The 25,986-nt window shown below is 63.5% G+C and carries 24 protein-coding genes; 18 read left to right on the top strand and 6 right to left on the bottom strand.

Going from position 1 to position 25,986, the window contains the following annotated elements; translation table 11 throughout:
• Window positions 1-237 precede the first annotated feature (237 nt).
• The 11 genes from topA to ASD44_RS02390 all read left to right on the top strand — a co-directional run bounded on the left by topA (window position 238) and on the right by ASD44_RS02390 (window position 12,324).
• On the top strand, window positions 238-2,856 hold the full coding sequence (gene topA / locus ASD44_RS02440; protein ID WP_056115277.1) for a type I DNA topoisomerase: 2,619 nt from the start codon (window positions 238-240) through the stop codon (window positions 2,854-2,856).
• A gap of 4 nt (window positions 2,857-2,860) precedes the next feature.
• A complete protein-coding gene (rnr, locus tag ASD44_RS02435) occupies window positions 2,861-5,152 on the top strand; it encodes a ribonuclease R (protein ID WP_056108330.1) in 2,292 nt (763 codons plus the stop codon).
• Entirely contained in the window at window positions 5,152-5,586 is a 435-nt protein-coding gene (locus ASD44_RS02430) for a DUF983 domain-containing protein (protein WP_056108325.1), read from the top strand. The genes rnr and ASD44_RS02430 overlap by 1 nt, the downstream gene beginning before the upstream one ends.
• Before the next feature lie 67 nt (window positions 5,587-5,653).
• Window positions 5,654-6,394 (top strand): NUDIX hydrolase, encoded by a 741-nt coding sequence (locus ASD44_RS02425; protein ID WP_056108322.1) that lies wholly within the window; start codon window positions 5,654-5,656, stop codon window positions 6,392-6,394.
• Window positions 6,395-6,418: 24 nt separating this feature from the next.
• Complete coding sequence (locus tag ASD44_RS02420) at window positions 6,419-7,603, top strand: MFS transporter (protein WP_056108320.1); 1,185 nt, start codon at window positions 6,419-6,421, stop codon at window positions 7,601-7,603.
• A 302-nt stretch (window positions 7,604-7,905) separates the two neighbouring features.
• Window positions 7,906-8,400 (top strand): 30S ribosomal protein S6, encoded by a 495-nt coding sequence (rpsF, locus tag ASD44_RS02415; protein WP_056108316.1) that lies wholly within the window; start codon window positions 7,906-7,908, stop codon window positions 8,398-8,400.
• On the top strand, window positions 8,400-8,648 hold the full coding sequence (gene rpsR / locus ASD44_RS02410; RefSeq protein WP_056108312.1) for a 30S ribosomal protein S18: 249 nt from the start codon (window positions 8,400-8,402) through the stop codon (window positions 8,646-8,648). The genes rpsF and rpsR overlap by 1 nt, the downstream gene beginning before the upstream one ends.
• Before the next feature lie 200 nt (window positions 8,649-8,848).
• Window positions 8,849-9,436, top strand: a complete 588-nt coding sequence (gene rplI / locus ASD44_RS02405; protein WP_056108309.1) for a 50S ribosomal protein L9 — start codon at window positions 8,849-8,851, stop codon at window positions 9,434-9,436.
• Window positions 9,437-9,589: 153 nt separating this feature from the next.
• Complete coding sequence (locus ASD44_RS02400) at window positions 9,590-10,915, top strand: cyclopropane-fatty-acyl-phospholipid synthase family protein (protein WP_056108306.1); 1,326 nt, start codon at window positions 9,590-9,592, stop codon at window positions 10,913-10,915.
• Window positions 10,916-11,025: 110 nt separating this feature from the next.
• The gene (locus ASD44_RS02395; protein ID WP_056115274.1) at window positions 11,026-11,349 is read left to right on the top strand and encodes a YnfA family protein; all 324 of its coding nucleotides are present in this window, start codon (window positions 11,026-11,028) and stop codon (window positions 11,347-11,349) included.
• A gap of 3 nt (window positions 11,350-11,352) precedes the next feature.
• Window positions 11,353-12,324 carry a small ribosomal subunit Rsm22 family protein gene (locus tag ASD44_RS02390; protein WP_056108303.1) on the top strand — a complete coding sequence of 324 codons (972 nt, stop codon included), beginning with the start codon at window positions 11,353-11,355 and terminating at the stop codon, window positions 12,322-12,324.
• Between the two features lies 1 nt (window position 12,325).
• Here ASD44_RS02390 and ASD44_RS18285 read toward each other — a convergent pair whose 3' ends face one another.
• Window positions 12,326-12,496 carry a hypothetical protein gene (locus ASD44_RS18285; RefSeq protein WP_156459748.1) on the bottom strand — a complete coding sequence of 57 codons (171 nt, stop codon included), beginning with the start codon at window positions 12,494-12,496 and terminating at the stop codon, window positions 12,326-12,328.
• A 216-nt stretch (window positions 12,497-12,712) separates the two neighbouring features.
• On the opposite strand from ASD44_RS18285, the gene ASD44_RS02385 reads away from it, so the two are divergent.
• The 7 genes from ASD44_RS02385 (at window position 12,713) to ASD44_RS02355 (ending at window position 21,555) form a co-directional block, all read left to right on the top strand.
• Entirely contained in the window at window positions 12,713-14,203 is a 1,491-nt protein-coding gene (locus tag ASD44_RS02385) for a replicative DNA helicase (RefSeq protein ID WP_056108300.1), read from the top strand.
• Between the two features lie 4 nt (window positions 14,204-14,207).
• The gene (radA, locus tag ASD44_RS02380) at window positions 14,208-15,623 is read left to right on the top strand and encodes a DNA repair protein RadA (RefSeq protein ID WP_056108298.1); all 1,416 of its coding nucleotides are present in this window, start codon (window positions 14,208-14,210) and stop codon (window positions 15,621-15,623) included.
• Window positions 15,624-15,644: 21 nt separating this feature from the next.
• Window positions 15,645-16,286, top strand: a complete 642-nt coding sequence (locus tag ASD44_RS02375) for a CvpA family protein (protein WP_056108296.1) — start codon at window positions 15,645-15,647, stop codon at window positions 16,284-16,286.
• 88 nt (window positions 16,287-16,374) lie between these two features.
• Window positions 16,375-17,844: an amidophosphoribosyltransferase gene (purF, locus tag ASD44_RS02370; RefSeq protein WP_056115271.1), complete on the top strand. Its 1,470-nt coding sequence runs from the start codon at window positions 16,375-16,377 to the stop codon at window positions 17,842-17,844.
• 67 nt (window positions 17,845-17,911) lie between these two features.
• Window positions 17,912-18,673, top strand: coding sequence for an SDR family NAD(P)-dependent oxidoreductase (locus tag ASD44_RS02365; RefSeq protein WP_056108293.1), 762 nt, complete (start codon window positions 17,912-17,914; stop codon window positions 18,671-18,673).
• 119 nt (window positions 18,674-18,792) lie between these two features.
• Entirely contained in the window at window positions 18,793-19,020 is a 228-nt protein-coding gene (locus tag ASD44_RS02360) for a hypothetical protein (RefSeq protein WP_056108290.1), read from the top strand.
• A gap of 306 nt (window positions 19,021-19,326) precedes the next feature.
• Window positions 19,327-21,555 carry an AMP-binding protein gene (locus ASD44_RS02355; protein ID WP_056108287.1) on the top strand — a complete coding sequence of 743 codons (2,229 nt, stop codon included), beginning with the start codon at window positions 19,327-19,329 and terminating at the stop codon, window positions 21,553-21,555.
• 9 nt (window positions 21,556-21,564) lie between these two features.
• Here ASD44_RS02355 and pssA read toward each other — a convergent pair whose 3' ends face one another.
• From pssA to ASD44_RS02330, 5 genes are all read right to left on the bottom strand, one after another.
• Window positions 21,565-22,386 (bottom strand): CDP-diacylglycerol--serine O-phosphatidyltransferase, encoded by an 822-nt coding sequence (pssA, locus tag ASD44_RS02350; RefSeq protein ID WP_056108285.1) that lies wholly within the window; start codon window positions 22,384-22,386, stop codon window positions 21,565-21,567.
• 4 nt (window positions 22,387-22,390) lie between these two features.
• Window positions 22,391-23,104, bottom strand: a complete 714-nt coding sequence (locus ASD44_RS02345) for a phosphatidylserine decarboxylase (protein ID WP_274533099.1) — start codon at window positions 23,102-23,104, stop codon at window positions 22,391-22,393.
• 95 nt (window positions 23,105-23,199) lie between these two features.
• Entirely contained in the window at window positions 23,200-23,574 is a 375-nt protein-coding gene (locus ASD44_RS02340; RefSeq protein WP_056108279.1) for a YciI family protein, read from the bottom strand.
• 130 nt (window positions 23,575-23,704) lie between these two features.
• Complete coding sequence (locus ASD44_RS02335; protein WP_056108276.1) at window positions 23,705-25,591, bottom strand: ABC transporter ATP-binding protein/permease; 1,887 nt, start codon at window positions 25,589-25,591, stop codon at window positions 23,705-23,707.
• Window positions 25,592-25,612: 21 nt separating this feature from the next.
• On the bottom strand, window positions 25,613-25,942 hold the full coding sequence (locus ASD44_RS02330) for a metalloregulator ArsR/SmtB family transcription factor (RefSeq protein WP_056108274.1): 330 nt from the start codon (window positions 25,940-25,942) through the stop codon (window positions 25,613-25,615).
• Window positions 25,943-25,986: the final 44 nt, after the last annotated feature.

Below are 25,986 nucleotides of genomic sequence, written 5' to 3'. Positions count from 1 at the left end.
CGATATTTCCTCGAATCGACCTGCATTGTTTGGGTAGCTCGATGACAATAGCTACTATATCTTAAATTGCAAGTTTTTTACAGATACACCCTATGGTTGCATGGCTGGACGCTGACAGATTTGGGCCTGCCTCTTGACCGGATCGAAAAGCACGGCCATTTGACGGACCACTTGAACGTGATTTCGTTGCGGGCAGCGCAAGTTCTTCTGCGAATCACCAGCCAGATACGAGCAATCATGGAAGTCGTCGTCGTCGAATCGCCGGCAAAAGCGAAGACAATCAACAAATATCTCGGTCGGAACTATAAGGTTCTGGCTTCCTTCGGCCATGTAAGAGATCTGCCGGCCAAGGACGGCTCGGTGCGGCCGGACGACGATTTCTCCATGTCCTGGGCGGTCGACACTGCGTCGAGCAAGCGCCTGGCCGACATCGCCAAAGCGGTGAAGGACGCGGACGGGCTCATTCTCGCTACCGACCCGGACCGCGAGGGTGAAGCCATTTCCTGGCACGTGCTCGAGGTTTTGAAGCAGAAGCGCGTGCTCAAGGACAAACCGGTCAGCCGCGTCGTCTTCAACGCCATCACCAAGCAGTCGGTGCTGGACGCGATGGCCAATCCGCGCGAAATCGACGCGCCGCTGGTCGATGCCTATCTGGCGCGCCGGGCCCTCGACTACCTGGTCGGCTTCACCCTTTCACCGGTGCTTTGGCGCAAGCTGCCGGGCGCCCGGTCCGCCGGGCGCGTTCAATCGGTGGCGCTGCGGCTGGTCTGCGATCGGGAAGCGGAGATCGAACGCTTCATCCGCGAGGAATACTGGAACATCGCCGCCATTCTCGACACGCCGCGCAAGGACAATTTCGAAGCCCGGCTGACTGCCTATGAAGGCAAGAAGCTGCAGAAGCTCGACATCAAGAACAAGGCGCAGGCCGACGACATCAAGGCGATGCTGGAAGGCGCAAGTTTCCGCGCGCTTTCGGTCGAGGCCAAGCCGACCAAACGCAATCCCGGCCCTCCCTTCACCACCTCCACCCTGCAGCAGGCCGCATCCTCGCGAATGGGCTTCTCGGCCAGCCGCACCATGCAGGTGGCGCAGAGACTGTATGAAGGCCTCGATATCGGCGGCGAGACTGCTGGCCTCATCACCTACATGCGTACCGACGGCGTGCAGATGGCGCCCGAGGCCATTTCGGCGGCCCGTGACGCGATCAAGAAGGAATTCGGCCCAAATTATTTGCCGGAAAAGCCCCGCTATTATACCGCCAAGGCCAAGAACGCACAGGAAGCGCACGAGGCGATCCGCCCAACGGACTTCTTCCGCACCCCGGCATCGGTCAGGCAATATCTGGATGCCGACCAGGCGCGGCTCTACGAGCTGGTCTGGAAGCGCGCCATCGCCAGCCAGATGAACGCGGCTGAGATCGAGCGCACCACCGTCGAGATCGAAGCCGTCAATGGCGGGCGTTCGGCCGCGCTGAGGGCGGTTGGCTCCGTGACGCGCTTCGACGGCTTCATCGCCGCCTACACCGACCAGCGCGAGGACGATAGCGAAGACGAGGAGAACCGCCGCCTGCCGGAAATCCGTTCGGGCGAAACGCTGGCGCGCGAAGCGATCAACGCCACGCAGCATACCACCGAGCCGCCGCCGCGCTATTCCGAAGCCTCGCTCATCAAGAAACTGGAAGAGCTCGGCATCGGCCGGCCTTCGACCTATGCGGCGACACTGAAGACGCTGGAAGACCGCGAATATGTCGTGATCGACAAACGCCGGCTGTTGCCCGAGGCCAAGGGCCGGCTTGTGATCGCCTTCCTCGAGAGCTTCTTCGAAAAATATGTCGAGTACGACTTCACCGCCTCGCTGGAAGAAAAGCTGGACGAGATTTCCGACGGCAAGCTCGCCTGGAAGGATGTGCTGCGCGACTTCTGGAAGGATTTTTCGGCTTCGGTCGACGACATCAAGGAACTGCGCGTTACCGATGTGCTCGACGCGCTGAACGAAGAACTGGCGCCACTGGTATTCCCGACACGGGAAGACGGTTCGGACCCGCGCATCTGCCCCAAATGCGGCACCGGCAATTTGTCGCTGAAACTCGGAAAGTATGGCGCGTTCGTCGGCTGCTCGAACTATCCCGAATGCGGCTACACACGCCAGCTCGGCGGCGATGCCAACGGCAATGGTGAAAACGCCGGCGCCGAGGACGGCACGAAGGTTCTGGGCAAGGACCCGTACACGAGCGAGGAGATCACCCTGCGCTCCGGCCGGTTCGGTCCCTACGTCCAGCGTGGCGATGGCAAGGAAGCCAAGAGGTCGAGCCTGCCGAAGGGGTGGACGCCGGCCAGCATAGACCACGAGAAAGCGCTGGCTCTGCTGGCCCTGCCCCGCGATGTCGGCAAACACCCGGAGTCGGCCAAGATGATCTCCGCCGGACTCGGGCGCTATGGGCCGTTCGTGCTGCATGATGGCACCTACGCCAATCTGGAATCCATCGAGGACGTGTTCTCGATCGGCCTCAATCGCGCCGTCTCGGTGATCGCCGAGAAGCAGGCCAAGGGTCGGGGTGGACGCAATGGCGGAACGCCGGCAGCCCTGAAGGATCTCGGCGAGCATCCGGATGGCGGCGGCAAGATTACCGTGCGGGATGGCAAATACGGTCCCTATGTCAACTGGGGCAAGGTCAACGCCACACTGCCCAAGGGCAAGGAACCACAGTCGGTGTCGCTCGATGAGGCCATAGCCCTCATCGCCGAGCGGGAAGCCAAGGGTGGCGGCAAGAAGCCGGCTCGCAAAGCCTCCGCTGCCAAGAAGCCAGCCGCGAAGAAGCCTGCGGCCAAGAAGGCCGCTGCAAAGAAAAAGGGCTAGGTCCTTGGCGCGCAGGATTTCCGGAAAAAGCAACCGCGATCCGCGCGCCGCCGATACCCGCCGCGGCGCTCAGGACACTTACCGCCCGTCGCGTGACGAAATCCTCCGCTACATTGCGGAGAACCCCGACAGGTCCGGCAAGCGCGACATCGCCAAGGCGTTTTCCCTGCGCGGCGACGACCGCATCTGGCTCAAAGACCTGTTGCGCGACCTTGCTGACGAAGGCCTGCTGGAGAAAAGCCGTAAACGCCATGTCCGCGTCGGCGCCCTGCCCCATGTCACGGTGCTGGACGTTTTCGGCCGCGATCCGGACGGCGGACTGCTGGCACGGCCGGCAGAATACAAGGGCGACAATCCACCGATCGTGGCGATCCGCGTTTCGCGCAGCGGTCCCGCCCCCGGCATCGGCGCCCGCGTGCTGGCGAAGACCTTTCCCACCGATGATCCGGACGGCCCCGCCTATACCGCCCGGATCGTGAAAATATTCGAGAAGCGCGACGAGGCGGTTCTCGGTGTTTTCCGCGTGCTTCAGGACGGCAGCTTTCGCATCGAGCCGGTCGAGCGGCGACAGCCCGAGCTGATCGTCGACAAGGAATTCCAGAACGGCGCGAAAAACGGCGACCTCGTCGAGGTCGAGCCGGCACGCGCCGGCAAATACGGCCTGCCCCGCGCCAGGGTCCTGTCGGTTCTGGGATCGCTGACCAGCGAGAAGGCGGTCTCCATGATCGCCATTCATGCGCACGACATCCCTCACATCTTTCCGCCCGAGGTGCTGGCCGAGTCGGAAGCGCTGAAACCCGTCACACTGGACGGCCGCGAGGACTGGCGCGAGCTGCCGCTCGTCACCATTGATCCCGCCGACGCCAAGGACCATGACGACGCCGTCTTCGCCCTGCCCGACGCGGACGAGAAGAACCGCGGCGGTGTCATTGTCACCGTCGCGATCGCCGATGTTTCCGCCTATGTGCGGCCAAACTCCGCGCTGGACCGCGAAGCGCTCAAGCGCGGCAATTCGGTCTATTTCCCCGATCGCGTCGTGCCGATGCTGCCGGAGCGCATCTCGAACAACCTCTGCTCGCTGCGCGAGGGTGAGGACCGGCCGGCCATGGCCGTGCGCATGACGTTCTCTGCGGAGGGCCGCAAGCTGCGCCACACATTCCACCGGGTGATGATGAAGTCCGCAGCCCGGCTGGTCTATCCGCAGGCGCAGGCGGCCATTGACGGCGCGCCCGACGACAAGACCGGACCGATCCTCGACACGGTTCTACGGCCTCTCTGGGATGCGTACGCCATCCTCAAGCGCGGCCGCGATGCGCGCCAGCCGCTGGAGCTCGACCTGCCGGAGCGGAAGATCCTGCTCAAGGAGGATGGCACGGTCGACTGCGTCATCGTGCCGGAACGACTCGATGCGCACAAGCTGATCGAAGAGTTCATGATCCAGGCCAATGTCGCCGCCGCGGAGACACTGGAAAACAAAAAGCAGGCGCTGGTCTACCGCATCCATGATGCGCCTTCGCTGGCCAAGCAGGAATCGCTGCGCGAATTCCTGCAGACGCTGTCCCTGTCGCTGGCGCGCGGGGCGCAGATGCGTCCGTCTCAGTTCAACGGCATACTGGAGCGGGTGCGCGGCGCCGACAATGAGCAGCTGGTCAACGAGGTCGTGCTGCGTTCGCAGAGCCAGGCCGAGTATTCGCCAGCGAATATCGGCCATTTCGGCCTGAACCTTCTCCGCTACGCGCATTTCACCTCGCCGATCCGCCGTTATGCCGACCTGATCGTGCATCGGGCGCTGGTCGCCGCGCTGGGGCTTGGGCCGGGAGGGCTGACGCGCGACGAGGAAGCACGGCTGGAAGAAACCGCGGTGCTGATCTCGGCTTCGGAACGAAGGGCCATGGCAGCCGAGCGCGATACCATCGACCGGCTGATCGCAGCCTATTTGGCCGAACGCATCGATGAGCGTTTCGACGCCCGGATTTCCGGGGTCACCAAGGCCGGCCTGTTTGTCAAATTGCCGCAGTACGGCGCCGACGGCTTCATACCGGTGTCAACGCTCGGAGATGACTACTATATCTATGACGAAGCGGCGCGGTCGCTTTTCGGAGAACGCAGCGGCAAGGGTTATCAGCTCGCGGATCATGTCGAGGTTCGCCTGGTCGAAGTGGCGCCAATGGCTGGCGCGATGCGCTTCGAGATGCTGAGCGACCCGAAGCCTCTGCCCGGATCGAAGCGTTCGTTCCACAAGGCGAAGGGCCGGGCCCGCGCCTCGCAGCCGCGCTCACGCGGCAGGAGACGATGATGGAGACACAGGTTTTCGGTGGCGAGCACCATTCCGGCCGTCCGGCACGGGCGCTGTGGACGGCGATGAAGCGCGGATTTCTCGGCCGCTGCCCACATTGCGGCGAAGGCAAGCTGTTTCGCGCCTACGTGAAGACCGTGGACAAGTGCGCAGTCTGCGGCGAGGAAATCCACCATCACCGCGCCGACGACCTGCCCGCCTATCTGGTGGTGGTGATCGTCGGCCACGTCGTGTTGGGCGCCTTCATGGGCGTCGAGGCGACCTCAAACTGGTCGATGTGGCTGCATATGGCTGTGTGGGCGCCGCTCACCATCGTCATGTCGCTGGCGCTGCTGCAACCGGTCAAGGGCGCTGTCATCGGACTGCAATGGACGTACTACATGCATGGCTTCGGCGGCGAAACCGAGCAGGTGGAAAGCCATCCTGAATTGTAAGCTGTTCGAGCCCGGGGGATTTCCATTCTCTCTTTCGCAAGACAGAACTTTCGGCTAGGTCGAACGCATGCATGGGATGACCAAGGCTGAAATCGACAAGGCCGAGAGCAAGGATATCGCGCTGGGAAGCGGCCCGAAGCGGCCGCGTGATGCGGCGACCCTAATCCTGCTGGAACGCAAGGGCGACAATCATTTCGTCCTGATGGGCCGCCGGCATTCGAGCCACGCTTTCATGCCAGGCAAATTCGTCTTTCCCGGCGGACGCACCGACCCTGCCGACAGCCGTATCCCGGTCACCACCGGTCTCCATCCGGAAGAAGAACGAAAATTGACAGCTGGGGCGGGACGCACCAGCGCCGCGCGGGCCCGCGCCATCGCGCTTTCGGCGATCCGCGAAACCTATGAGGAAGCAGGTCTGCTGATCGGCCGGAAAGGGCCTTTCGCCACTGGCAAGCGCGACTGGCAAGGCTTTGTCCAGTATGGCGTCCAGCCGTCGCTCGATTGTGTGCGCTACATCGCACGCGCCATCACCCCGCCCGGACGGGTGCGCCGCTTCGATACCCGTTTTCTGGCGGCCTGGCGCAACGACGTGGCCGTGGAATTACCCGGCGGCGGTCCCACCAACGAGTTGGAAGAACTGGTCTGGCTCCCGCTGACTGATGCCAAGCAGGCGGACGTCCCCGGGATCACGCGCACGATCCTGGAAGAACTTGAAAAGCGTCTCTCCTACGACCCACTGCTGGCTCCCGGCGGCGAAGTCCCCTTCTATCGGCTGCTGCGGAACCAGTTCACCCGTGTTCTTCTGTAGATCCCTCAACCAGCCAGGCATTGCATGACGGTCGAAACCCAGACGCAAGACGAGGAGCGCGTGCACTGGCTGCCGATGATCGCAGCCATCTCCTCGATCAGCGTCGTCGGCATCGCTATCGGGCTCGGCATGCCCTTGCTCAGCGTCATCCTGGAATCGCGGGGCCATTCGGCTTCGATGATCGGCCTCAATACCGCCGTGGCGGGTCTCGCTTCCATCGCCGGCGCACCGCTGGCGACACCTCTGGCATCAAGGCTGGGCGTCGCCCATGCGATGCTCTTGATGATCGCGGCCGGTGCGCTGGCCTTCGTCGGTTTTCATTTCGCGCCCGCCTTCTGGATGTGGTTTCCGCTTCGCGTCGTGCTGCATATCGCGCTCACGGTCCTGTTCATCCTGTCGGAATTCTGGATCAGCACCTCGGCGCCACCGCACAGGCGCGGCCTGGTGCTCGGCATCTATGCGACCGTTCTGTCGCTCGGCTTCGCGGCCGGGCCATGGCTGTTCGCGCATCTTGGCAGCACCGGCTTCATGCCCTTCGGGGTCGCTGTCGGCCTGGTGACGATTGCCGCCATACCAGTCTTTGCCGCGCGCAAGGAAAGTCCGCCCATCCGGCCGGAAGGCGAGGAAACGAGCGGCTTCCTGCGCTATATCTGGCTGGTTCCGACCGCCACGGCGGCCGTCCTGGTGTTCGGCGCGGTGGAAACCGGCGGCTTCGCGCTGTTTCCGGTCTATGGCGGTCGGATCGGCTACTCCGAATCGGATGCCGCGCTGCTCCTGACCATGATCGGCCTCGGCAATGTTCTGCTGCAGATACCCATCGGCATGATCAGCGACCGGGTCAGCGACCGCCGCTACATCCTGCTCGTTTGCGCCACCGTTGGCCTTGTCGGCACGATCGTCATGCCGATGTTCGCGCAGAACTGGCACTTGATGGCGGGGCTGCTGTTCGTGTGGGGCGGCGTGGTCGCGGCGCTTTACACGGTCGGGCTCGCGCATCTCGGCTCGCAGCTTTCCGGCCATGAGCTGGCATCCGCCAACGCCGCCTTCGTTCTCTGCTATGGCGTGGGCATGGTGCTCGGCCCGCAGGCCATCGGCATCGGCATGGATATTTTCGGCCCGTCCGGGTTCGGCTGGTCCCTCGCCCTGTTCTTCGCAGCCTATATGCTGGTGGCCTTCTGGCGTCTGGCGTTCAGGAACAAGGGCCTCTAACGCTCCAAAAGACCGCAAACCGCGTCGGGCCGGACTTGCATTCGACGGGCATTGCTGTATACGCACCCGCAATCTGCCGGTCCTAGCTGGGGGCTGTACGGAGGGCCGAAGGTCGTTTTCCCTGAAAACAAAGCTTTCGTTGTGGAGCTATAGGGCTTCCGCCTCCCGTGTCTCCGCTCTCGACCGTCTCGTCAGTGCTCCTTTCTTCTCCGGAGACGGCCTCAGGCCTTCTAAGGATCAGAGAAGTTGCAGAGGCTTTAGCCGCCGGGACCGGGAGAGAAACGAAGAAAGGCAAAAGAACTATGGCTCTTTACGAACATGTGTTCCTTGCCCGGCAGGATCTGTCGCAGCAGCAGGTCGATGAGCTCGTTGAACGTTTCAAGGGTGTCATCTCCGCTGGCGGCGGCTCGGTTGGCCGGGTCGAGAACTGGGGACTGAAGTCCCTCACCTACCGGGTCAAGAAGAACCGGAAGGCCTACTATACGCTTATGGACCTCACCTGCCCGCCGGCCGCGCTCAATGAGATGGAGCGCCAGATGGGTCTGTCGGAAGACGTCCTGCGCTTCCTGACCATCAAGGTCGACAAGCACGAGGAAGGCGTTTCGGCCATGATGCAGAAGCGCGAAGAGCGCTCCGATCGTGGCGGCTTCGGCGACCGTGACCGCGGCCCGCGCTCGTTCGGCGACCGTGATCGCGGCGATCGCGGCGACCGGCCGGCCCGCTCGTTCGGCGACCGCGATGGCGGCGGCGACCGTGGTCCGCGCGCGCCGCGCAGCTTTGAAGGGGGTGCAGAATAATGGTCGACATCAATCAGATCCCGACCCGGCGTCCGTTCCATCGCCGCCGCAAGACCTGCCCGTTCTCCGGCGCCAATGCGCCGCGGATCGACTACAAGGACGTGCGTCTTCTGCAGCGCTACATTTCCGAGCGCGGCAAGATCGTCCCTTCGCGCATCACCGCCGTCAGCCAGAAGAAGCAGCGCGAGCTCGCCCAGGCGATCAAGCGCGCCCGTTTCCTCGGCCTGCTGCCCTACGTGGTTCGCTGACAAGATTAGAAGCGGGCGGTTTTGCCGCCCGCTTCTTCCCTTCCGCGATCGGCGCGGTCGGGTGACACCCACAACCGAGTTGGAGCCGGCAATGGCTCCTAACTGCCCATGGCAGGACAGCGACCCCCGGCGATACCGCCGCTTTGCTTCCTGTCCTGACAATCTGATTCAACCGCTTGCGGTTCTGAAAGGACGAAACAATGGAAGTCATTCTTCTCGAACGCGTTTCCCGGCTCGGCCAGATGGGCGAGACCGTCAAGGTCAAGGACGGATTCGCCCGCAATTTCCTGCTGCCGCAGGGCAAGGCGCTGCGCGCCAACGAAGCCAACAAGAAGAAGTTCGAAGGCCAGCGCTCGCAGCTCGAAGCCCGCAACCTCGAGCGCAAGTCGGAAGCACAGAGCATCGCCGACAACCTTGATGGCAAGAGCTTCATGGTCGTCCGCTCAGCTGGCGAAACCGGCCAGCTCTACGGTTCGGTTTCCACCCGTGACATCGCCGACATCCTGACCGCGGAAGGCTTCACTGTCGGCCGCAACCAGGTTGAGCTGAACCATCCGATCAAGACCATCGGTCTCACCAATGTGGCGATCGCGCTGCATCCGGAAGTCGAGGTCACGGTGACGCTGAACATCGCGCGTTCCACCGAAGAGGCCGAGCGTCAGGCCCAGGGCGAGACGCTCACCACCGCCGAGGCCATCTACGGCGACGACATCAACGACAACGCCCGCCCCGACAATTTCTTCGATCCGAACGCCGAATTCGAAGGCGGCGAAGAAGAAGGGCAATAACAGCAACCGGCATCAGGCATCTGCCGACTGCCGTCCTTCACTGGACCAAGAACCCGGGCCTCGTGCCCGGGTTTTTTGTGCCACAGGGAACTTTTCAAGCCCCTCTCTTTTTAGCAAGATTAGGCAATATTCTGTGCTTTCGAGGGCATCGCCATGAATTTGTTTCTGCAACGCATTGTCGAGCGGGTCATTCATACAGGCAATTTCGCGATCACCGGTCCGAACGGACGGACAAGCACTTTTGGCGACGGCAGCGGTCCGCGCGTCCACATGGTGATCCACACCCGGCACGCCGAACGGGCAATCACCGTTCATCCGTCGCTCGCCATCCCTGAAATGTTCATGGAACAGGAACTCGACTTCGTCGAAGGCGACGTGCTGGGCTTTCTGGAACTGGTCTACCGCAATATCGGCCTGACCTGGACCGATTCGACATGGGGCAAGCTGGTCAATTCGGTGCGGCTGACCGCCCGGCCGTTCCAGCAGTTCAACAATGCGCGCCGTTCGCGCAAGAACGTCGCGCATCACTACGACCTGTCAGGAGAGCTCTACAAGCTCTTCCTGGACGAGGACATGCAGTATTCCTGCGCCTATTTCGAGCGTCCGGACATGACGCTGGAGGAGGCGCAGCTCGCCAAGAAGCGGCATATCGCGTCCAAGCTGAAGATAAAGCCCGGCCAGACGGTGCTGGACATCGGCTCCGGCTGGGGCGGGCTCGGTCTCTACATCGCCCGTACCTTCGAGGCCGATGTGCTCGGCGTTACGCTGTCGACCGAACAGCACCAGGTTTCGACCGACCGGGCGCATGCCGAAGGTCTCGACCGCCATGTGCATTTCGAGCTGCAGGATTACCGCAACCTTTCCGAACGCTTCGACCGCATCGTTTCGGTCGGCATGTTCGAGCATGTCGGCGTCAACCACTATCGAACCTTCTTCGATAAATGCGCGACGCTGCTGAAGCCGGACGGCGTGATGGTGCTGCACACGATCGGTCGCGTTACCCCGCCAACGACCACCAACGCTTTCATTCGCAAGCATATTTTCCCGGGCGGTTACATTCCGGCGCTGTCGGAAATCATGCCGCATGTGGAACGCTCGGGGCTGATGATCGCCGACGTCGAGGTGCTGCGGCTGCACTATGCCGATACGCTGAAGGCCTGGCGGGAGCGGTTCCTCGCCAACCGCGACAAGATCAAGGAAATCTACGACGAGCGCTTCTGCCGCATGTGGGAGTTCTATCTCTCAGGCTCGGAAGCCTCGTTCCGCTGGCAGGACCTTGTCGTCTTCCAGCTCCAGCTGACCCGCCAGAACGATGTGCTGCCCATGACGCGCGATTATATCGGCAAGTGCGAAAAGGCGCTGGAAATGCACGAGATGGGCCACAGCAGGAATGAACCTGTCGCCAAGGCCGTGGAAAAGGCGATCGCCAAGCCCACGGCCAGAACGACCCGGCGCAAGCGAGTCACCGGAAAAGACTAGGCTTCCTTTCCCGTTGCGCACTCCGATCCCCGTATTAATCCCGGATGTCGCAGCCTTGCCATAACCCGCCGGTCGGATCAAAAGAGCTCGAGGATCCGGCGGGACGCGTCATGACCTATCTTCTCTATATCGCCGCGGCGATTGCCGAAATCGCCGGCTGCTTCTCCTTCTGGGCTTGGTGGCGGCTGGAAAAATCCCCGCTGTGGCTCGCGCCCGGCATTCTTTCGCTCATCCTGTTCGCGTGGCTGCTGGCGCTGACGCCAGCCGATGCAGCCGGGCGGGCCTACGCTGCTTATGGCGGGATCTACATTGCCGCCTCGCTCGGCTGGCTGTGGCTGGCCGAAGGCATCCGCCCCGACCGCTGGGATTTCGTCGGCGCGCTGGTCTGCGTAGCCGGCGCGTCGATCATCCTGTTTGCTCCGCGCGGCGCCTAGGACATGGAATTGCCCGCCGCCCTGCGCGCCCAGATCGACGCCCTACTGGCGGACGTGCCGCTTGCAACGCTGAAATCGGCCGGAAAGACCCTATCCGACCGCTACCGGGCCGAAGTGCGCGACGGGCGGCTGCATATGGGCGGCGATATCGCCGTGAAGGCCTATCTGGCGACACGCCTGCCCGCCACCTACGCGGCCGTCCGCACCAGCCTGGAAGAAACGGCGGCATCCCTGCCCGATTTCTCGCCTGCCAGTCTTCTCGATATCGGCGCTGGCCCTGGTACAGTCCTTTGGGCCACAGCAGATTGCTGGCCGGCGCTCCGACGCGCCACCATGCTGGAAGCCAGCGCCCCGGCACGTGCGGTCGGTCAGCGGTTGGCCATTGCAACCGGCATCGATACGGACTGGCAGGCTGGCGACGCCACGATCGATCTGGGCGACCTGAAACCTGCCGATCTCGTCACCGCTGCCTATGTTCTGGACGAGGTTGCCCCCGCCTCGCTGGCCAGGCTGATCGACAGGCTGTGGCGTCTGACAACCGGCGTGCTGCTGATCATTGAGCCGGGCACCCCGGCCGGCTGGCGCCGCATTCTCGACGCACGGGCACAATTGATCACCGCCGGCGCGCATGTGGCAGCCCCTTGCCCGCACGAACATCCCTGCCCGTTGATCGAACCGGATTGGTGCCATTTCTCGCGCCGGGTCGCGCGCTCGCGGCTGCACCGGCTGGCCAAGGACGCCGAGGTGCCCTGGGAGGACGAGAAATTCATCTATGTGGCAGCCTCGCGCCTGCCTTTGACGCAGCGCAGCCCGCGTGTGCTAGCGCCGCCAAAGGCAGGTTCCGGCAAGGTCGCGCTGAAGCTCTGCCAGCCGAACGGCACCGCCGCCGAGGTGCTTTTCACCAAGCGCGATGGCGAGACCTTCAAGGCTGCGCGCCGGGCTGATTGGGGCGATGCGGTCGATATTCTCGGCTAAATCATGCGCCGTAGTCGTGGAAGAGCCCCGCCAGAACGAGGAAAACAGGGATTGCGGAACCGATTCCCCATATCCATGGCTTCGCCAATTCCAGATCCCTTCCCTCAAGCCTTGTCAGATAGAAAACAGGGATTGCGCTAACCAGGGCGAGCAAACCAAAAAACATCGACATGCCACCCACTCCCGCATATCATTTTCCTGTTTTGTTCTCATTCAGTAACAGTTAGACTCTTGCTTTCGATTCGCGTCAATGTGGATTCTTTCCACGGAAAAATCTTGCCTGTGAATCGCGGTAAGCAATTCGGATTCCGACCGCCTCGGTGCAGATAAGTCATCGCCGACTCGCCCCGTTCTGATATCGAAAGCTGGGATAAAAATCGGGGACGAAATGGCAGAAGCAGCACGCAAATTCGCTACGGCGGAAACACCGCTCTATCGCGAAGCCCCGAACAATATCGAGGCCGAGCAGGCTTTGCTGGGCGCCATGCTGGTCAACAACGACGCCTTTTACCGGGTGTCCGATTTCCTCAAATCCTCGCATTTCTACGAACCGCTGCACCGCAAGATCTTCGAGGTTTCGGCCGAACTGATCCGCATGGGCAAGATGGCCAATCCGGTGACGATCAAGACTTTTCTGCCGGCTGACGACAAGGTCGGCGAGATGACGGTTTCGCAGTATCTGGCGCGGCTGGCGGCGGAAGCCGTCACCATCATCAACGCCGCCGATTACGGCCGCGCCATCTACGATCTGGCGACGCGCAGGGCGCTGATCACCGTCGGCGAGGACATGGTCAACATCGCCTACGATGCGCCGGTCGACATGTCGCCCTCGGAGCAGATCGAGGATGCCGAGCGGCGGCTGTTCGAACTGGCCGAGACCGGTCGCTACGACGGCGGCTTTGAAAGTTTCACCGACGCGGTCAAGACCGCCGTCGACATGGCCAATGCCGCCTATATGCGCGACGGCCATCTGTCCGGCGTCGCCACCGGCCTGCGCGACCTCGACCGCCGCATGGGCGGCCTGCAGTCATCCGATCTTGTCGTGCTTGCCGGACGCCCGGGCATGGGCAAGACGTCGCTCGCCACCAACATCGCCTTCAATATCGCTGAATCCTACGTACCGGCGCAGCAGGCAGACGGCTCCTTCAAGGCAGCCAATGGCGGCGTCGTTGGCTTCTTCTCACTGGAAATGTCGTCCGAACAGCTTGCCACCCGTATCATTTCCGAGCAGACGGAAATCCCCTCCTCGAAAATCCGCCGAGGCGAAATCTCCGAGATGGATTTCGAGAAGCTGGTCGCCTGCTCGCAGACCATGCAGAAGCTGCCGCTGTTCATCGACCAGACGGGCGGCATTTCGATCGCGCAGCTTGCGGCGCGGGCGCGGCGCTTGAAGCGGCAGCGCGGCCTCGACGTCATCGTCATCGACTATATCCAGCTCATGACGGGGTCCTCCAAGGCTTCCAGCCAGAACCGCGTGCAGGAGATCACCGAGATCACCACCGGCTTGAAAGCGCTGGCCAAGGAACTCAGCGTGCCGATCATCGCGCTGTCGCAGCTGTCACGCCAGGTCGAAAGCCGCGACGACAAGCGCCCCCAGCTTTCGGACTTGCGCGAATCGGGCTCCATCGAGCAGGACGCCGACGTGGTGCTGTTTGTGTTCCGCGAGGAATATTACCTCAAGAACAGGGAGCCCAAGCCCGGCACTGATGAATACATCAAGTGGGAAACCGAGATGAACGAGATGCGCGGCAAGGCCGAGGTCATCGTCGCCAAGCAGCGCCACGGGCCAACCGGGACCGTCAGCCTCGCCTTCCAGGGCGAGTTCACCCGGTTCTCCGATCTGGCGGAAGACCAGCATCTGCCGGAGAGGTTCGAGTAGGCGCTTGGCCAAGTCCCGTGTCCAGTTCATCTGCCAGAGTTGCGGCGCCGTTCACCAGCGCTGGGCCGGCAAATGCGATGCGTGCGGCGAGTGGAACACGCTTGTCGAGGAAGGAACAGCGGGCGGCATCGGCTCGGGGCCGGCCTCGACGCGCAATGCCCGCAAAGGTCGCGCCGTGGCGCTCACCACGCTTTCCGGCGACATCGAGGATGCGCCGCGCATTGTGTCGGGCATCGGCGAACTCGACCGGGCGACGGGCGGCGGCTTCGTGCGCGGGTCGGCGCTGCTCGTCGGCGGCGATCCCGGCATCGGCAAGTCGACGCTTCTGACACAAGCGGCAGCCGCCCTGGCGATGAAGGGCCACCGTGTCGTCTATGTTTCCGGCGAGGAGGCCGTGGCGCAGATCCGGCTGCGGGCGCAGAGACTTGGCGCTGCCGCATCTCCAGTCGAACTGGCTGCCGAAACCAATGTCGAGGACATACTGGCGACGATCGCCGACGGTCGGCGCCCGGACCTCGTCATCCTCGATTCGATCCAGACGCTATGGACGGACATGGCCGATTCGGCGCCCGGTACGGTCACGCAGGTGCGCGCCGCCGCGCAGGCGATGATCCGATACGCCAAATCGACGGGTGCTGCGATCGTGCTCGTGGGCCATGTGACCAAAGAAGGCCAGATCGCGGGGCCGCGCGTGGTCGAGCACATGGTCGATGCCGTGCTCTATTTCGAAGGCGAAGGCGGACACCACTACCGCATCCTGCGCACGGTCAAGAACCGCTTTGGCCCAACCGACGAGATCGGCGTCTTCGAGATGTCGGACAAGGGCCTGCGCGAGGTGGCGAATCCCTCCGAGCTCTTCCTCGGCGAACGCCACGCCAAGGCGCCCGGCGCCGCCGTGTTCGCCGGCATGGAAGGCACGCGGCCGGTGCTGGTGGAAATCCAGGCCCTGGTCGCGCCCTCCTCGCTCGGCACGCCGCGCCGCGCGGTCGTCGGCTGGGATGGGGCACGCCTGTCGATGATCCTCGCCGTTCTCGAATCGCATTGCGGCGTTCGATTTGGCCAGCATGACGTCTATCTCAATGTCGCGGGTGGTTATCGGATTACCGAGCCGGCTGCCGACCTGGCGGTGGCGGCTGCCCTTGTTTCCTCGCTTACCGGACTTGCCCTTCCCGCCGATTGCGTCTATTTCGGCGAAATCAGCCTGTCGGGCGCCGTGAGGCCGGTTGCGCATGCGCAGCAGCGTCTCAAGGAGGCCGAAAAACTTGGTTTCGGAAGCGCGGTCCTGCCTTTGGGCAATCCAAAAGGCGGCGAGGAAAATGCCGGGGGTATCGGGGCCGGCGCTTTTCAACCCACCGAGCTGTCCGATCTCGTGGCGCGCATTGCCGGCTCCCGCCGCAGCCGCGCCGTTGAGGAAAATTGATGCGGCTCATGGAGTGGGGACATGCCGATTACGCTGCTTGACGGAATTCTGGTCGGCTTCACCCTGGTGTCGGCAATGCTGGCCATGGTGCGCGGCTTCTCCCGCGAAGTGCTTTCCATCGCCTCGTGGGCGGCGGCGGCGGTGGCGGCCTTCTTCTTCTACAAGCCGGTGCTGCCGTTCGTGCAGCCCTATATCGACAACGAAAAGCTCGCCATGGCGGCGGCGGCGGCGATCGTCTTCGTCATCGCGCTGATCGTCGTCACCGTCATCACCATGAAGATTGCCGACTGGATCATCGACAGCCGCGTCGGCGCGCTCGACCGGACGCTGGGCTTCCTCTACGGCGCCGCGCGCGGCATTCTGGTCGTGGCCGTGGGCCTTTTGTTCTTCAACTGGCTTGCCGGCGAACGGGCGCCCGGCTGGGTGGCGAACGCCAAGTCCAAGCCGTTGCTCGAGTCGGTCGGCACCTGGCTGGAAAGCATCCTGCCGGAAGACCCGGAAAACGCCATCCTGAACAGGCTCAATCCGGAACAGCCCGCGACCGGGACAGACGCCACGCCGCCGGCTGCTGACGAAGGTACGGCCCCCGATGCGGGAACCGCGCCGGCCGGACAGCCCCCGGCAGGCACAGCCCCGGCCGAAACGCCGCCGGCAAATAACTGACGATCATGTGAACTGACCGTCGTCGCGCGTTGCTTTCGGCAAGCTCTCGCCTTATATGGCCTTTTTAGCGGACGAGAGGCTTCAGGCCATGGCAGACGCAGGCGACGTGCTTTCCGCGGAAGCAGACGACCATTTCCATGACGAGTGCGGTGTGTTCGGCATCTTCGGACGCCAGGACGCGGCGGCTATCGTCACACTCGGGCTGCACGCGCTGCAGCATCGAGGCCAGGAGGCGGCGGGTATCGTCTCCTATGACGGGACCCAGTTCCATGTCGAGCGGCATGTCGGGCTGATCGGCGATACCTTTACCAAGCAGGCGGTGCTGGACCGCCTGCCGGGCACACGCTCCATCGGCCACACACGCTACGCCACCACCGGCGGCGCAGGCTTGCGCAACATCCAGCCCTTCTTCGCCGAACTGGCGGATGGCGGCTTTGCCGTCGCCCACAACGGCAATCTCACCAACGCCATGACGGTGCAGCGCACCCTGCAGAAGCAGGGCGCGATCTTCTCGTCCACTTCGGACACGGAAACGCTTCTTCACCTCGTCGCCACCAGCAAGGAACGCGACCTCAACGCGCGTTTCATCGACGCCGTTCGCCAGGTGGAAGGTGCGTTCTCGCTGGTGGCGCTGTCGTCAAAGAAGATGATCGGCTGCCGCGATCCGCTCGGCATCCGGCCATTGGTGCTGGGCGATCTCGACGGCGCCTGGATCCTCGCATCCGAGACCTGCGCGCTCGACATCATCGGCGCGCGCTTCGTGCGTGACGTGAAGCCCGGCGAGATGGTCGTCGTCACGGCCAAGGGTATCGAAAGCTATTTTCCTTTCGAGCCCCAGAAAACCCGATTCTGCATTTTCGAATATGTCTATTTCGCCCGGCCCGATTCTTCGGTCGAAGGACGCAATGTCTATGACGTGCGCAAGCGCATCGGCGCTGAACTTTCCCGCGAGAGTCCCTGCGACGCCGACATTGTCGTGCCCGTGCCCGATTCCGGCACCCCGGCGGCAATCGGCTTTTCGCAGGAAGCCGGCATTCCTTTCGAGCTTGGCATCATCCGCAACCACTATGTCGGCCGCACCTTCATCCAGCCCGGTGATTCGATCCGCCACATGGGCGTCAAGCTGAAGCACAACGCCAACCGCCGGATGATCGAAGGCAAGCGCGTCGTGCTGGTGGACGACAGCATCGTGCGCGGCACCACCAGCCAGAAGATCGTGCAGATGGTGCGCGACGCCGGCGCCAGGGAAGTGCACATGCGCATCGCCTCGCCGCCGACGCGGGCCTCGTGCTTCTACGGCGTCGATACTCCGGAAAAATCCAAGCTGCTCGCCTCGCGCATGTCGATCGAGGAGATGGCGGAATTCATCCGGGTCGATTCGCTCGGTTTCCTGTCGATCGAAGGCCTTTATCGCGCCGTCGGGGAAGAAACCCGCGACGATCAGCAGCCGCAGTTCTGCGATGCCTGCTTTACCGGCCAGTATCCCACCCGGCTTGCCGATTTCGACGGCGCCGACAATGTCCGCACCCTGTCCCTGTTGGCGGCCGGCGGATCGTAATTCAATTGACTTCATCAAGGCTCCGGGCTGCATGCCACCCGGAGTGACTTCCCGAGACGAGAAACCAATGACCGCTGCTCCCGATCTTACCGGCCGCATCGCCATCGTGACCGGGGCGTCACGCGGCATCGGCTATTTCATCGCCAAGCAGATGGCGGCGGCGGGCGCGCATGTGGTGGCGGTGGCCCGCACGGTCGGCGGGCTCGAGGAACTGGACGACGAGATCAAGGCCGAGCGTGCAAGGACCGGCAAGGGCGACGCCACGCTGGTGCCGCTCGACCTCACGGACATGAGCGGCATCGACCGGCTGGGCGGCGCCATCCATGAGCGCTGGGGCCGGCTCGACATTCTTGTCGCCAATGCCGGCGTACTCGGCACCATCTCGCCCATCGGGCACGTCGAAGCCAAGGTATTTGACAAGGTGATGGCCGTGAACGTCACCTCGACATGGCGGCTGATCCGTTCGGTCGATCCGCTGCTGCGCCTGTCGGACGCCGGCCGCGCCATCATCATTTCATCCGGCGCCGCTCATTCGGCGCGCGCCTTCTGGGGGCCTTACGCAGCCTCGAAGGCGGCGGTGGAGGCCTTGATGCGGTCCTGGGCGCACGAAACGGAGAGCCTGCCGCTGCGGGTGAACGCGGTCGACCCCGGTGCCACGCGCACCGCCATGCGGGCGCAGGCGATGCCCGGGGAAAATCCGGAAACGCTGCCGCATCCTACCGAGGTCGTCGAGCGCATCCTGCCGCTGGCAAGCTCCGGGCTGACGCAGACCGGCATGATCTTCCAGGCCAAGCACAATCGTTGGGTTTCCTACCAGCAACCGGCATGACCGGTCCGCGACAATGTGAATGTGGCATGGCGATCGCACCAGCAGTGCCGCTTCCGTACAGCGGGAAGGCTTGGTAGTTTCATCCGATTCTCCCCTCTTTCATATGCGAGGAATTTTCCATGTCATCGACCATCACACTGGTCTGGTATCTGATCGTCGCCAGCCCGCAGGGCGGCATGGTGGTGCTGCCCAGCACCTTCGACACGCGCGAGCAGTGCGATTCGGCAATCGTGGAATATCAGAAGAAGCCAGCACCCTCCGGCTGGCAGGTTCAGTGCGTTCCCAGCGCATCGCCCTATGTGGACGATCTCGGCGCCGAGGACCAACCTGAACAGCCGGCCCAGTAAAACCGATCTGGCTGGGTGGCCGAAAAAAGATTTGATAAAATTCGGTCTGTCACGGAACCTTCGCGGGGCCGGCGCATTATGGCAGCGACGGGCTATCCCCAAGTCCCCCCAAACCCCTCAGCCCGTCCCCCTCCAAGCCGACCGTAAGGTCGGCTTTTTCTTTGCCGCCAGGAAACTTCCGGCAACGGCCACCCGTGGCAGGAGGGGTGGCAAACATCACCGACGTCCGCATTGACCTTGACCGAACATCGTCTAGGTTCTTGCGGACCGGCATCGGGAGCCGAGAGCAGCTGGGAGGAAGCCGCATTGATCCTGACACTGGCACTGCTTGCGGGTCTCGCCGGCGCCTGGATAGCCATCGGTCTGTTCGAGAAATTCCGCCTCGGGCTCGGCCTCGCCCAGGCAATGCTCTACGTGCCGTTCAAGCTCGCCTACCGGATTTCAGACAACCGCATGAAGGTGGCGCGATCGGCCGACGCGCCGGTCATCTACGTCATCACGCATCGTTCCCGGCTCGACCCGGCGCTGATGCTGTCGCTGCTGCCCGAGGATACGCTGCACATACTCGACGAGCGTTCCGCCCGTTCCATGATGCTGGAGCCGTGGCGCGAACTGGCGCGGACCATAGCCTTCAATGCCGAGCACGTCTTCGTCAGCCGCCGGCTGGTGCGCACGTTGAGGGGCAAGGGCCGGCTTGCCGTCTACATTCCGGAAGCGGTGGAGCCGGATGTGAAATCCTTCCGTCTCTACCGTGCCGTCGCCCGCATCGCCCTGCAGGCGGAAGCGCGGGTCGTTCCGATCTTCATCGGTGGCGCGGACGCCCTGCCCCGTGCGCTCGCCCCTGCCGGCCGGATGCCAAGCCGATGGTTTCCGCAGCTTACGATCAGCGTGCTGGAGCCGATGACGGTTCCTGAACTGCTTGCCCTCGGCGGCGAACAGGCAAGCACCCGCAGCAACGCGCTATTCGACCGCATGGCTGAGGTTCGTCTCGCCGCGACCAGTCCGAAGCTAAGCCTCTTCGAGGCGGTGCTCGCAGCCGCCAACCGGGTCGGCGCATCGCATCCGATCGTCGAGGATGTGGTGACCGGCTCGCTCAGCTACCGCAAGCTCTTCATCGGCGCCCGCATCTTCGGCAAGCGGTTCGAAAAACTGACAGCGCCCGGCGAGGCCGTCGGCGTGCTTTTGCCGAACACCAACGGCGCGGTGGTTTCGCTGCTTGGCCTGAGCTCCGCCGGCCGCGTGGCCGCGATGATCAACTACACCGCCGGTCCCGGCAGCGTGACGTCGGCCATACGGACGGCGCTTATCCGCACGGTGGTTTCGTCGCGGGCGTTCATCGAGAAGGCCGATCTCGCCGACATCGTCCAGGCGGTGGAGGCCACCGGCGCCAAGTTCCTGTGGCTGGAGGATCTGCGTCCCTCGGTGACAGCCGTCGAGAAGCTGGCGGCCGCGGTCTTGTGGCGCTTGCCGCTGGCCGGGCAGGACGCCGCGAAGCCTGCTGTCATCCTGTTCACGTCGGGCTCCGAAGGCACGCCCAAGGCCGTGGTGCTGTCGCACCGCAACCTCGTCGCCAACGCCATGCAGGCGGAAGCACGCATCACCATATCGCCGGCGGACACGCTGCTGAACGTGCTGCCGATGTTCCACTCCTTCGGCCTGACCGGCGGCACCATCCTGCCGCTGGTAACGGGCGTCAAGTTGTTCCTCTATCCCTCGCCGCTGCACTACAAGATCATCCCCGAGATCGCGCGGAAGATCCGGCCCACGATCATGTTCGGCACCGATACGTTCCTTGCCAACTACGCACGCACGGCCAAGGATGGCGACTTTTCCAGCCTGCGCTTCGTGGTGGCCGGCGCGGAAGCCGTAAAGCCCGAAACGCGGCGGGTCTGGCGGGACCGCTTCCAGGCCGAGATCATCGAGGGTTTCGGCCTCACCGAGGCCGCGCCGGTCGTTTCCGTCAACACCGCCATCCACAACAGGGACGGCACGGTCGGGCGGCCGCTGCCCGGCATCCGCACCAGGCTTGAACCGGTCGAAGGCATAGAAGGCGCAGGACAGCTCTGGCTTTCAGGTCCCAACATGATGATCGGCTACATGACCGCGGACCGGCCCGGCGAACTGCAGCCCCTGGCCGAGAAATGGCATGACACGGGCGACATCGTCGCCATCGACAAGGACGGTTTCATCACCATCCGCGGCCGCGCCAAGCGCTTCGCCAAGATCGCCGGCGAAATGGTGTCGCTCGGCGCCGTCGAAATGCTGGTGCAGTCGCTGTGGCCCGAGCAACATCATGCCGCCGTCGCCGTTCCGGACAAGCGGCGCGGCGAACGCATCGTGCTCGTTACCACGGCGGACGACGCGAACCCGGAACAGTTGCGCAAGTTCGGCAAGACGCACGGCGCTGCCGAACTCATGGTGCCGAACGACATCGTCAAGGTGAAGCAGATTCCGCTGCTGGGATCGGGCAAGACCGACTATGTGTCGGCCCGCAAACTGGCGCTCGATCATCTGGGGCTGGGTGCAGCCGCCTGACGTCAGAGCCTAAGCCGCGCTGTCGACATCCGGCGGTAAAGCCGCCTCGCCTTCCTTCTTGGCCCGCTTCGAGTAGGCCCTGACGCTGAACGGCAGGAACAGCAGATAGGCCGCCACGGATGCCGTCAGCGTGTGCCATGGATAGCTGACCAGCAGCAGGAAATAGAGCACGACGGCCAGGATGACGAGCAGGACGCGATCGCCCGGAATCTTCAGGCTCTTGCCCGAGTACACAGGCAGCCGGCTGACCAGCAGGAATGCCACCAGAATGGTGAAGGCGACGGCGATAAACGCAAGCGGCCGGGAAGGCTCGACGCCGAGGAACGCCAGATAGAGCGGCAGCATGACCAGCACCGCGCCTGCGGGAGCCGGCACGCCGACAAAATAATCGACCTGCCAGGCGGGCCTGTCGACCTGTTCGTCGAGGACGTTGAAGCGGGCGAGCCGCATACCGCACGCGATGGCGAAGAGGAGCGCTGCGATCCAGCCCGGCGAACCGGCGCGATCGAGCAGGTAGGCATAAAGGACGAGCGCCGGCGCGACACCGAAATTGACGATATCGGCCAGCGAATCCATCTGCGCCCCGAACTTCGAGGTCGCCTTGAGCAACCGCGCAAGACGTCCGTCGATGCCATCAAGGAATGCGGCAAGCAGAACCATGACGACGGCAGTCTCGAACCGGCCTTCAAAGCCGAAGCGGATGCCGGACAGGCCGGCGCAGATCGCCAGCACTGTGATCAGGTTCGGGAACATCATGCGCAGCGGGATTTCACGAATGCGTGGCCCGCCTTGGCCATGAGGTTCGAACTTCTTGAACGGGGCGCCTGCCATCGGCTTACGACACGCGCACCAGCGGCGCTGTCGCGACACCGCCGAATTCGGCGATCACCGTTTCGCCCGCTATCGCTGTCTGGCCGATTGCGACACGCGGCACGGCGCCTGTCGGCAGGTAGACATCGACGCGCGAACCGAAACGGATCAGCCCGAAGCGTTCGCCGATGGAGAGCGTGCCGCCCATGTCGGCCCAGCAAACGATGCGGCGGGCGACCAGACCGGCGATCTGCACGGCGGCGACGGTTCCGTTGGGGCTGTCGATGACGATGCCGTTGCGTTCGTTTTCGGCGCTGGCCTTGTCCAGTTCCGCGTTGAGGAACTTGCCGGGACGATGCTCGATGCGGCTGACGCGGCCACGCACCGGCGCGCGGTTCACATGGCAGGCGAAGACGTTCATGAACACCGAGATGCGCGTCATCTCCGCGGCACCCAGCCCGAGTTCGCGCGGCGGCACCGCCGGCCCGACCGCCGAGACAACGCCATCGGCGGGGCTCACGACCAGCCGGTCGTCAACAGGCGTCACGCGTTCCGGATCGCGAAAGAAATAGACGCACCAGACCGTCAGGATTAGGCAGATCCAGAACAGCGTCGATGAAAAATAACCGAGCACAAGCGTCACCGCCGCGAACGCGGCAATGAACGGATACCCCTCGCGGTGGATCGGAACGAACGTATTCTTGACCGTATCGACGAGGTTCATAGGGCTGATTTGCAGCTCCGTTTCGGCTCGGGCCTCTCTATCGGAAACTCGGGCCAGCCGCAACGCACCATTGTGCCAGCTGGCGGCCTCTTTGCCGCACTACCCAGCGCCTAGCTTGGCGAAAGCGGCGCTCCCGGAAGATAGAGCGTGACCGGGCGGATTTCATAGACCGCCGTCGGGTTGACGCGGCGCAGGTCGCGGGCGATCTGAACCGCCTCCTCGGGCGATGCGCAATCGACCACGTAAAAGCCGAGAAGCTGTTCCTTGGTTTCGGCAAACGGGCCGTCGGTGACCGTGCCGGTTCCCGGTCCGCGCAAGGTCAAGGCGTGGCCGGTCAAATCCAGTCGGCCGGACGGACCAAGACGGCCCTCCTCGGTCAGGCGGTTGTTGATTTCGAGCAGGTCGGCCATGACCTCGGCATCTTCCTGCGAAGACCAGGAGGCGACCGTATCTTCTTCATGATAGGCGAGAATAGCAAAATACATGCGGCAGGTCCCTCCGGATTACGCATCCCCAGCCTGACGATCATGCCAGCCAAGGCATGGTGGCTGCCTCTGCATGGCAGCCGGTCCGGCAACTTACAGCAAGTTCGGCATAAATCGAGACCAGGCCGGTTTAGTCCACCTCCGCCGTGCGCCGGCGCACCACGACGCCAAGCTCGTCGGATTCGCGCGCGATGCGCAGGCGCTCTTCCGCCTCCGTCGCTTCGCGCTGGCGATCCCACATGGATGCGTAGAGCCCGCGCTTTGTCATCAGCGCGGCGTGCGTGCCGCGTTCGGCGATCTGGCCGTCCTGCAGCACGATGATCTCGTCGGCGGAAATGACCGTCGACAGCCGGTGGGCGATGACGATAGTGGTGCGGCCCTTGCTGACGAGATCGAGCGCCGCCTGGATTTCCTGCTCGGTGTGGCTGTCGAGCGCCGAAGTCGCCTCATCGAGGATCAGGATCGGCGGCGCCTTCAGGATGGTGCGGGCAATCGCCACACGCTGCTTCTCGCCGCCCGACAGCTTCAACCCGCGCTCGCCGACCATGGTCTTGTAGCCATCCGGCAGGCGCTCGATGAAGGTGCCGATCTGGGCGAGCTCGGCCGCCTTCTGCACCTCGTCCTCGCCCGCGCCGGTGCGGCCGTAGCTTATGTTGTAGCGGATCGTGTCGTTGAACAGCACGGTGTCCTGCGGCACCATGCCGATGGCCGCGCGCAGGCTTTCCTGCGTTACATCGCGGATATCCTGCCCGTCGATCAGCACCTCGCCGCTCTGGATGTCGTAGAAGCGGAACAGCAGCCGCGAGATGGTGGACTTGCCGGCGCCGGAAGGGCCGACGATAGCCACGGTCTTGCCGGCCGGAACCTCGAAGGAAATGCCTTTCAGGATCTGCCGGTTCGGGTCGTAGGCGAAATGCACGTCGCGGAACTCGACCTTGCCCGAGGCGACGGCGAGCGGCCTGGCGTCCGGCTTGTCCAGAACTTCCTGCTGGACATCCAGCAGGTCGAACATCTGCTCGATATCGGTCAGGCCCTGGCGGATTTCCCGGTAAACGAAGCCGATGAAGTTCAGCGGCACCGAAAGCTGCACCATCAACGCATTGACGAAGACGAAGTCGCCGACGGTCTGCGTTCCGGCCTGCACTTCCAGCGCCGACATGACCATGATGATGGTGGTGCCGAGGCCGAAAATAACGCCCTGGCCGAAGTTCAGCCAGCCGAGCGAGGTCCAGATGCGCGTGGCCGCGGTCTCGTAGCGGGCCATGGAGCGGTCGAACCGCGCAGCTTCCATTGCCTCGTTGCCGAAATATTTCACCGTTTCGTAGTTGAGCAGCGAATCGATCGCCTTGGTGTTGGCGTCGGTATCGCTGTCGTTCATGTCGCGGCGGATGATAATGCGCCAGTCGCTGGCCCGAATGGTGAACCAGATGTAGAGCCAGACGGTGATCGCCACCACCGCCACGTATTTCCAGCCATAGGTGAAAGCGAAGATGCCCGCCGTCAGCGCGAACTCGAGCACCGTCGGCAATGTATTGAGTACGGTGAAACGGACGATCGTCTCGATGCCCTTGGTGCCGCGCTCGATGACGCGCGACAGGCCGCCGGTGCGACGTTCCAGATGAAAGCGCAGCGAAAGCTGGTGCATATGCACGAAGCTGCGGTGCGCCAGCTGGCGAACGGCATATTGGCCGACGCGGGCGAACAGGGCATCGCGAAGCTGGTTGAAGCCGAGTTGCACAAGGCGCACGACATTGTAGGCCACGACCAGCATGACCGGCGCCAAAAGAATCGCCGGCAGCGGCGGCGTGTATTTGGCGTCACCCGCCAGCGCATCGGTCGACCATTTGAAGAAGTACGGCGCGATGACCAGCGTGAGCTTGGCGACGACCAGCAGAACTGTGGCCCAGATGACGCGGGCGCGCAGATCGGCGCGGTCCGCCGGCCACATGTAGGGCCAGAGGTTGCGCAGGGTTTGCAGGGTCGAGCCGGATTCGGCGGAAACGGTCTTGTCAGCCAATTTGAAATGCCTTGCGAAGTGTCAGCAGCAGGAGCGGCAGGACGCCGCGAGGTCGGCAACGGCGCGGGAAACGTTATCGAGCGCTTCATGGTCCACGGAATAGAGCGAGCGCTGGCCGTCCGCCGAATACCGCACCAGCCCGGCCGCGACCAGCATCTTCAGATGCTGCGAGACGGTGGACTGCGCCAGATCGAGATGCGCCACCACATCGCGGCAGCAGCAGGAATTGCTGGCGGCAAGCCGTTTGAGGATTTCCAGACGTGCCGGGTGCGCCAGCGCAGCCAGCTTCGAGGCCATCGCCTGGTCGGCCCGGCGCGGCGACGAAACCTCGTTGAGTAGAGCAATATTCATCGTTTATCGGCGATAAACGATGAAGGCGCCTTTTGCAAGCAGTG

Origin of the sequence: Mesorhizobium sp. Root554, assembly GCF_001427025.1 — a bacterium.
GTDB lineage: Bacteria > Pseudomonadota > Alphaproteobacteria > Rhizobiales > Rhizobiaceae > Mesorhizobium.
The sequence above is the reverse complement of the archived record's forward strand: the minus strand, read 5'-3'. Positions and strand labels throughout refer to the sequence as shown.

What these genes read in the sequence shown, in the direction of transcription:
- rplI (WP_056108309.1), top strand. Translation starts at nt 8,849, where the DNA reads ATGGAAGTCATTCTTCTCGAACGCGTTTCCCGGCTCGGCCAGATGGGC.
- ASD44_RS02375 (WP_056108296.1), top strand. Translation starts at nt 15,645, where the DNA reads ATGCCGATTACGCTGCTTGACGGAATTCTGGTCGGCTTCACCCTGGTG.
- rpsF (WP_056108316.1), top strand. Translation starts at nt 7,906, where the DNA reads ATGGCTCTTTACGAACATGTGTTCCTTGCCCGGCAGGATCTGTCGCAG.
- ASD44_RS02360 (WP_056108290.1), top strand. Translation starts at nt 18,793, where the DNA reads ATGTCATCGACCATCACACTGGTCTGGTATCTGATCGTCGCCAGCCCG.
- ASD44_RS02385 (WP_056108300.1), top strand. Translation starts at nt 12,713, where the DNA reads ATGGCAGAAGCAGCACGCAAATTCGCTACGGCGGAAACACCGCTCTAT.
- pssA (WP_056108285.1), bottom strand. Translation starts at nt 22,386, where the DNA reads ATGGCAGGCGCCCCGTTCAAGAAGTTCGAACCTCATGGCCAAGGCGGG.
- ASD44_RS02340 (WP_056108279.1), bottom strand. Translation starts at nt 23,574, where the DNA reads ATGTATTTTGCTATTCTCGCCTATCATGAAGAAGATACGGTCGCCTCC.
- ASD44_RS02430 (WP_056108325.1), top strand. Translation starts at nt 5,152, where the DNA reads ATGGAGACACAGGTTTTCGGTGGCGAGCACCATTCCGGCCGTCCGGCA.
- ASD44_RS02420 (WP_056108320.1), top strand. Translation starts at nt 6,419, where the DNA reads ATGACGGTCGAAACCCAGACGCAAGACGAGGAGCGCGTGCACTGGCTG.
- ASD44_RS18285 (WP_156459748.1), bottom strand. Translation starts at nt 12,496, where the DNA reads ATGTCGATGTTTTTTGGTTTGCTCGCCCTGGTTAGCGCAATCCCTGTT.
- ASD44_RS02400 (WP_056108306.1), top strand. Translation starts at nt 9,590, where the DNA reads ATGAATTTGTTTCTGCAACGCATTGTCGAGCGGGTCATTCATACAGGC.
- ASD44_RS02390 (WP_056108303.1), top strand. Translation starts at nt 11,353, where the DNA reads ATGGAATTGCCCGCCGCCCTGCGCGCCCAGATCGACGCCCTACTGGCG.
- ASD44_RS02330 (WP_056108274.1), bottom strand. Translation starts at nt 25,942, where the DNA reads ATGAATATTGCTCTACTCAACGAGGTTTCGTCGCCGCGCCGGGCCGAC.
- ASD44_RS02365 (WP_056108293.1), top strand. Translation starts at nt 17,912, where the DNA reads ATGACCGCTGCTCCCGATCTTACCGGCCGCATCGCCATCGTGACCGGG.
- topA (WP_056115277.1), top strand. Translation starts at nt 238, where the DNA reads ATGGAAGTCGTCGTCGTCGAATCGCCGGCAAAAGCGAAGACAATCAAC.
- rpsR (WP_056108312.1), top strand. Translation starts at nt 8,400, where the DNA reads ATGGTCGACATCAATCAGATCCCGACCCGGCGTCCGTTCCATCGCCGC.
- purF (WP_056115271.1), top strand. Translation starts at nt 16,375, where the DNA reads ATGGCAGACGCAGGCGACGTGCTTTCCGCGGAAGCAGACGACCATTTC.
- ASD44_RS02395 (WP_056115274.1), top strand. Translation starts at nt 11,026, where the DNA reads ATGACCTATCTTCTCTATATCGCCGCGGCGATTGCCGAAATCGCCGGC.
- ASD44_RS02425 (WP_056108322.1), top strand. Translation starts at nt 5,654, where the DNA reads ATGCATGGGATGACCAAGGCTGAAATCGACAAGGCCGAGAGCAAGGAT.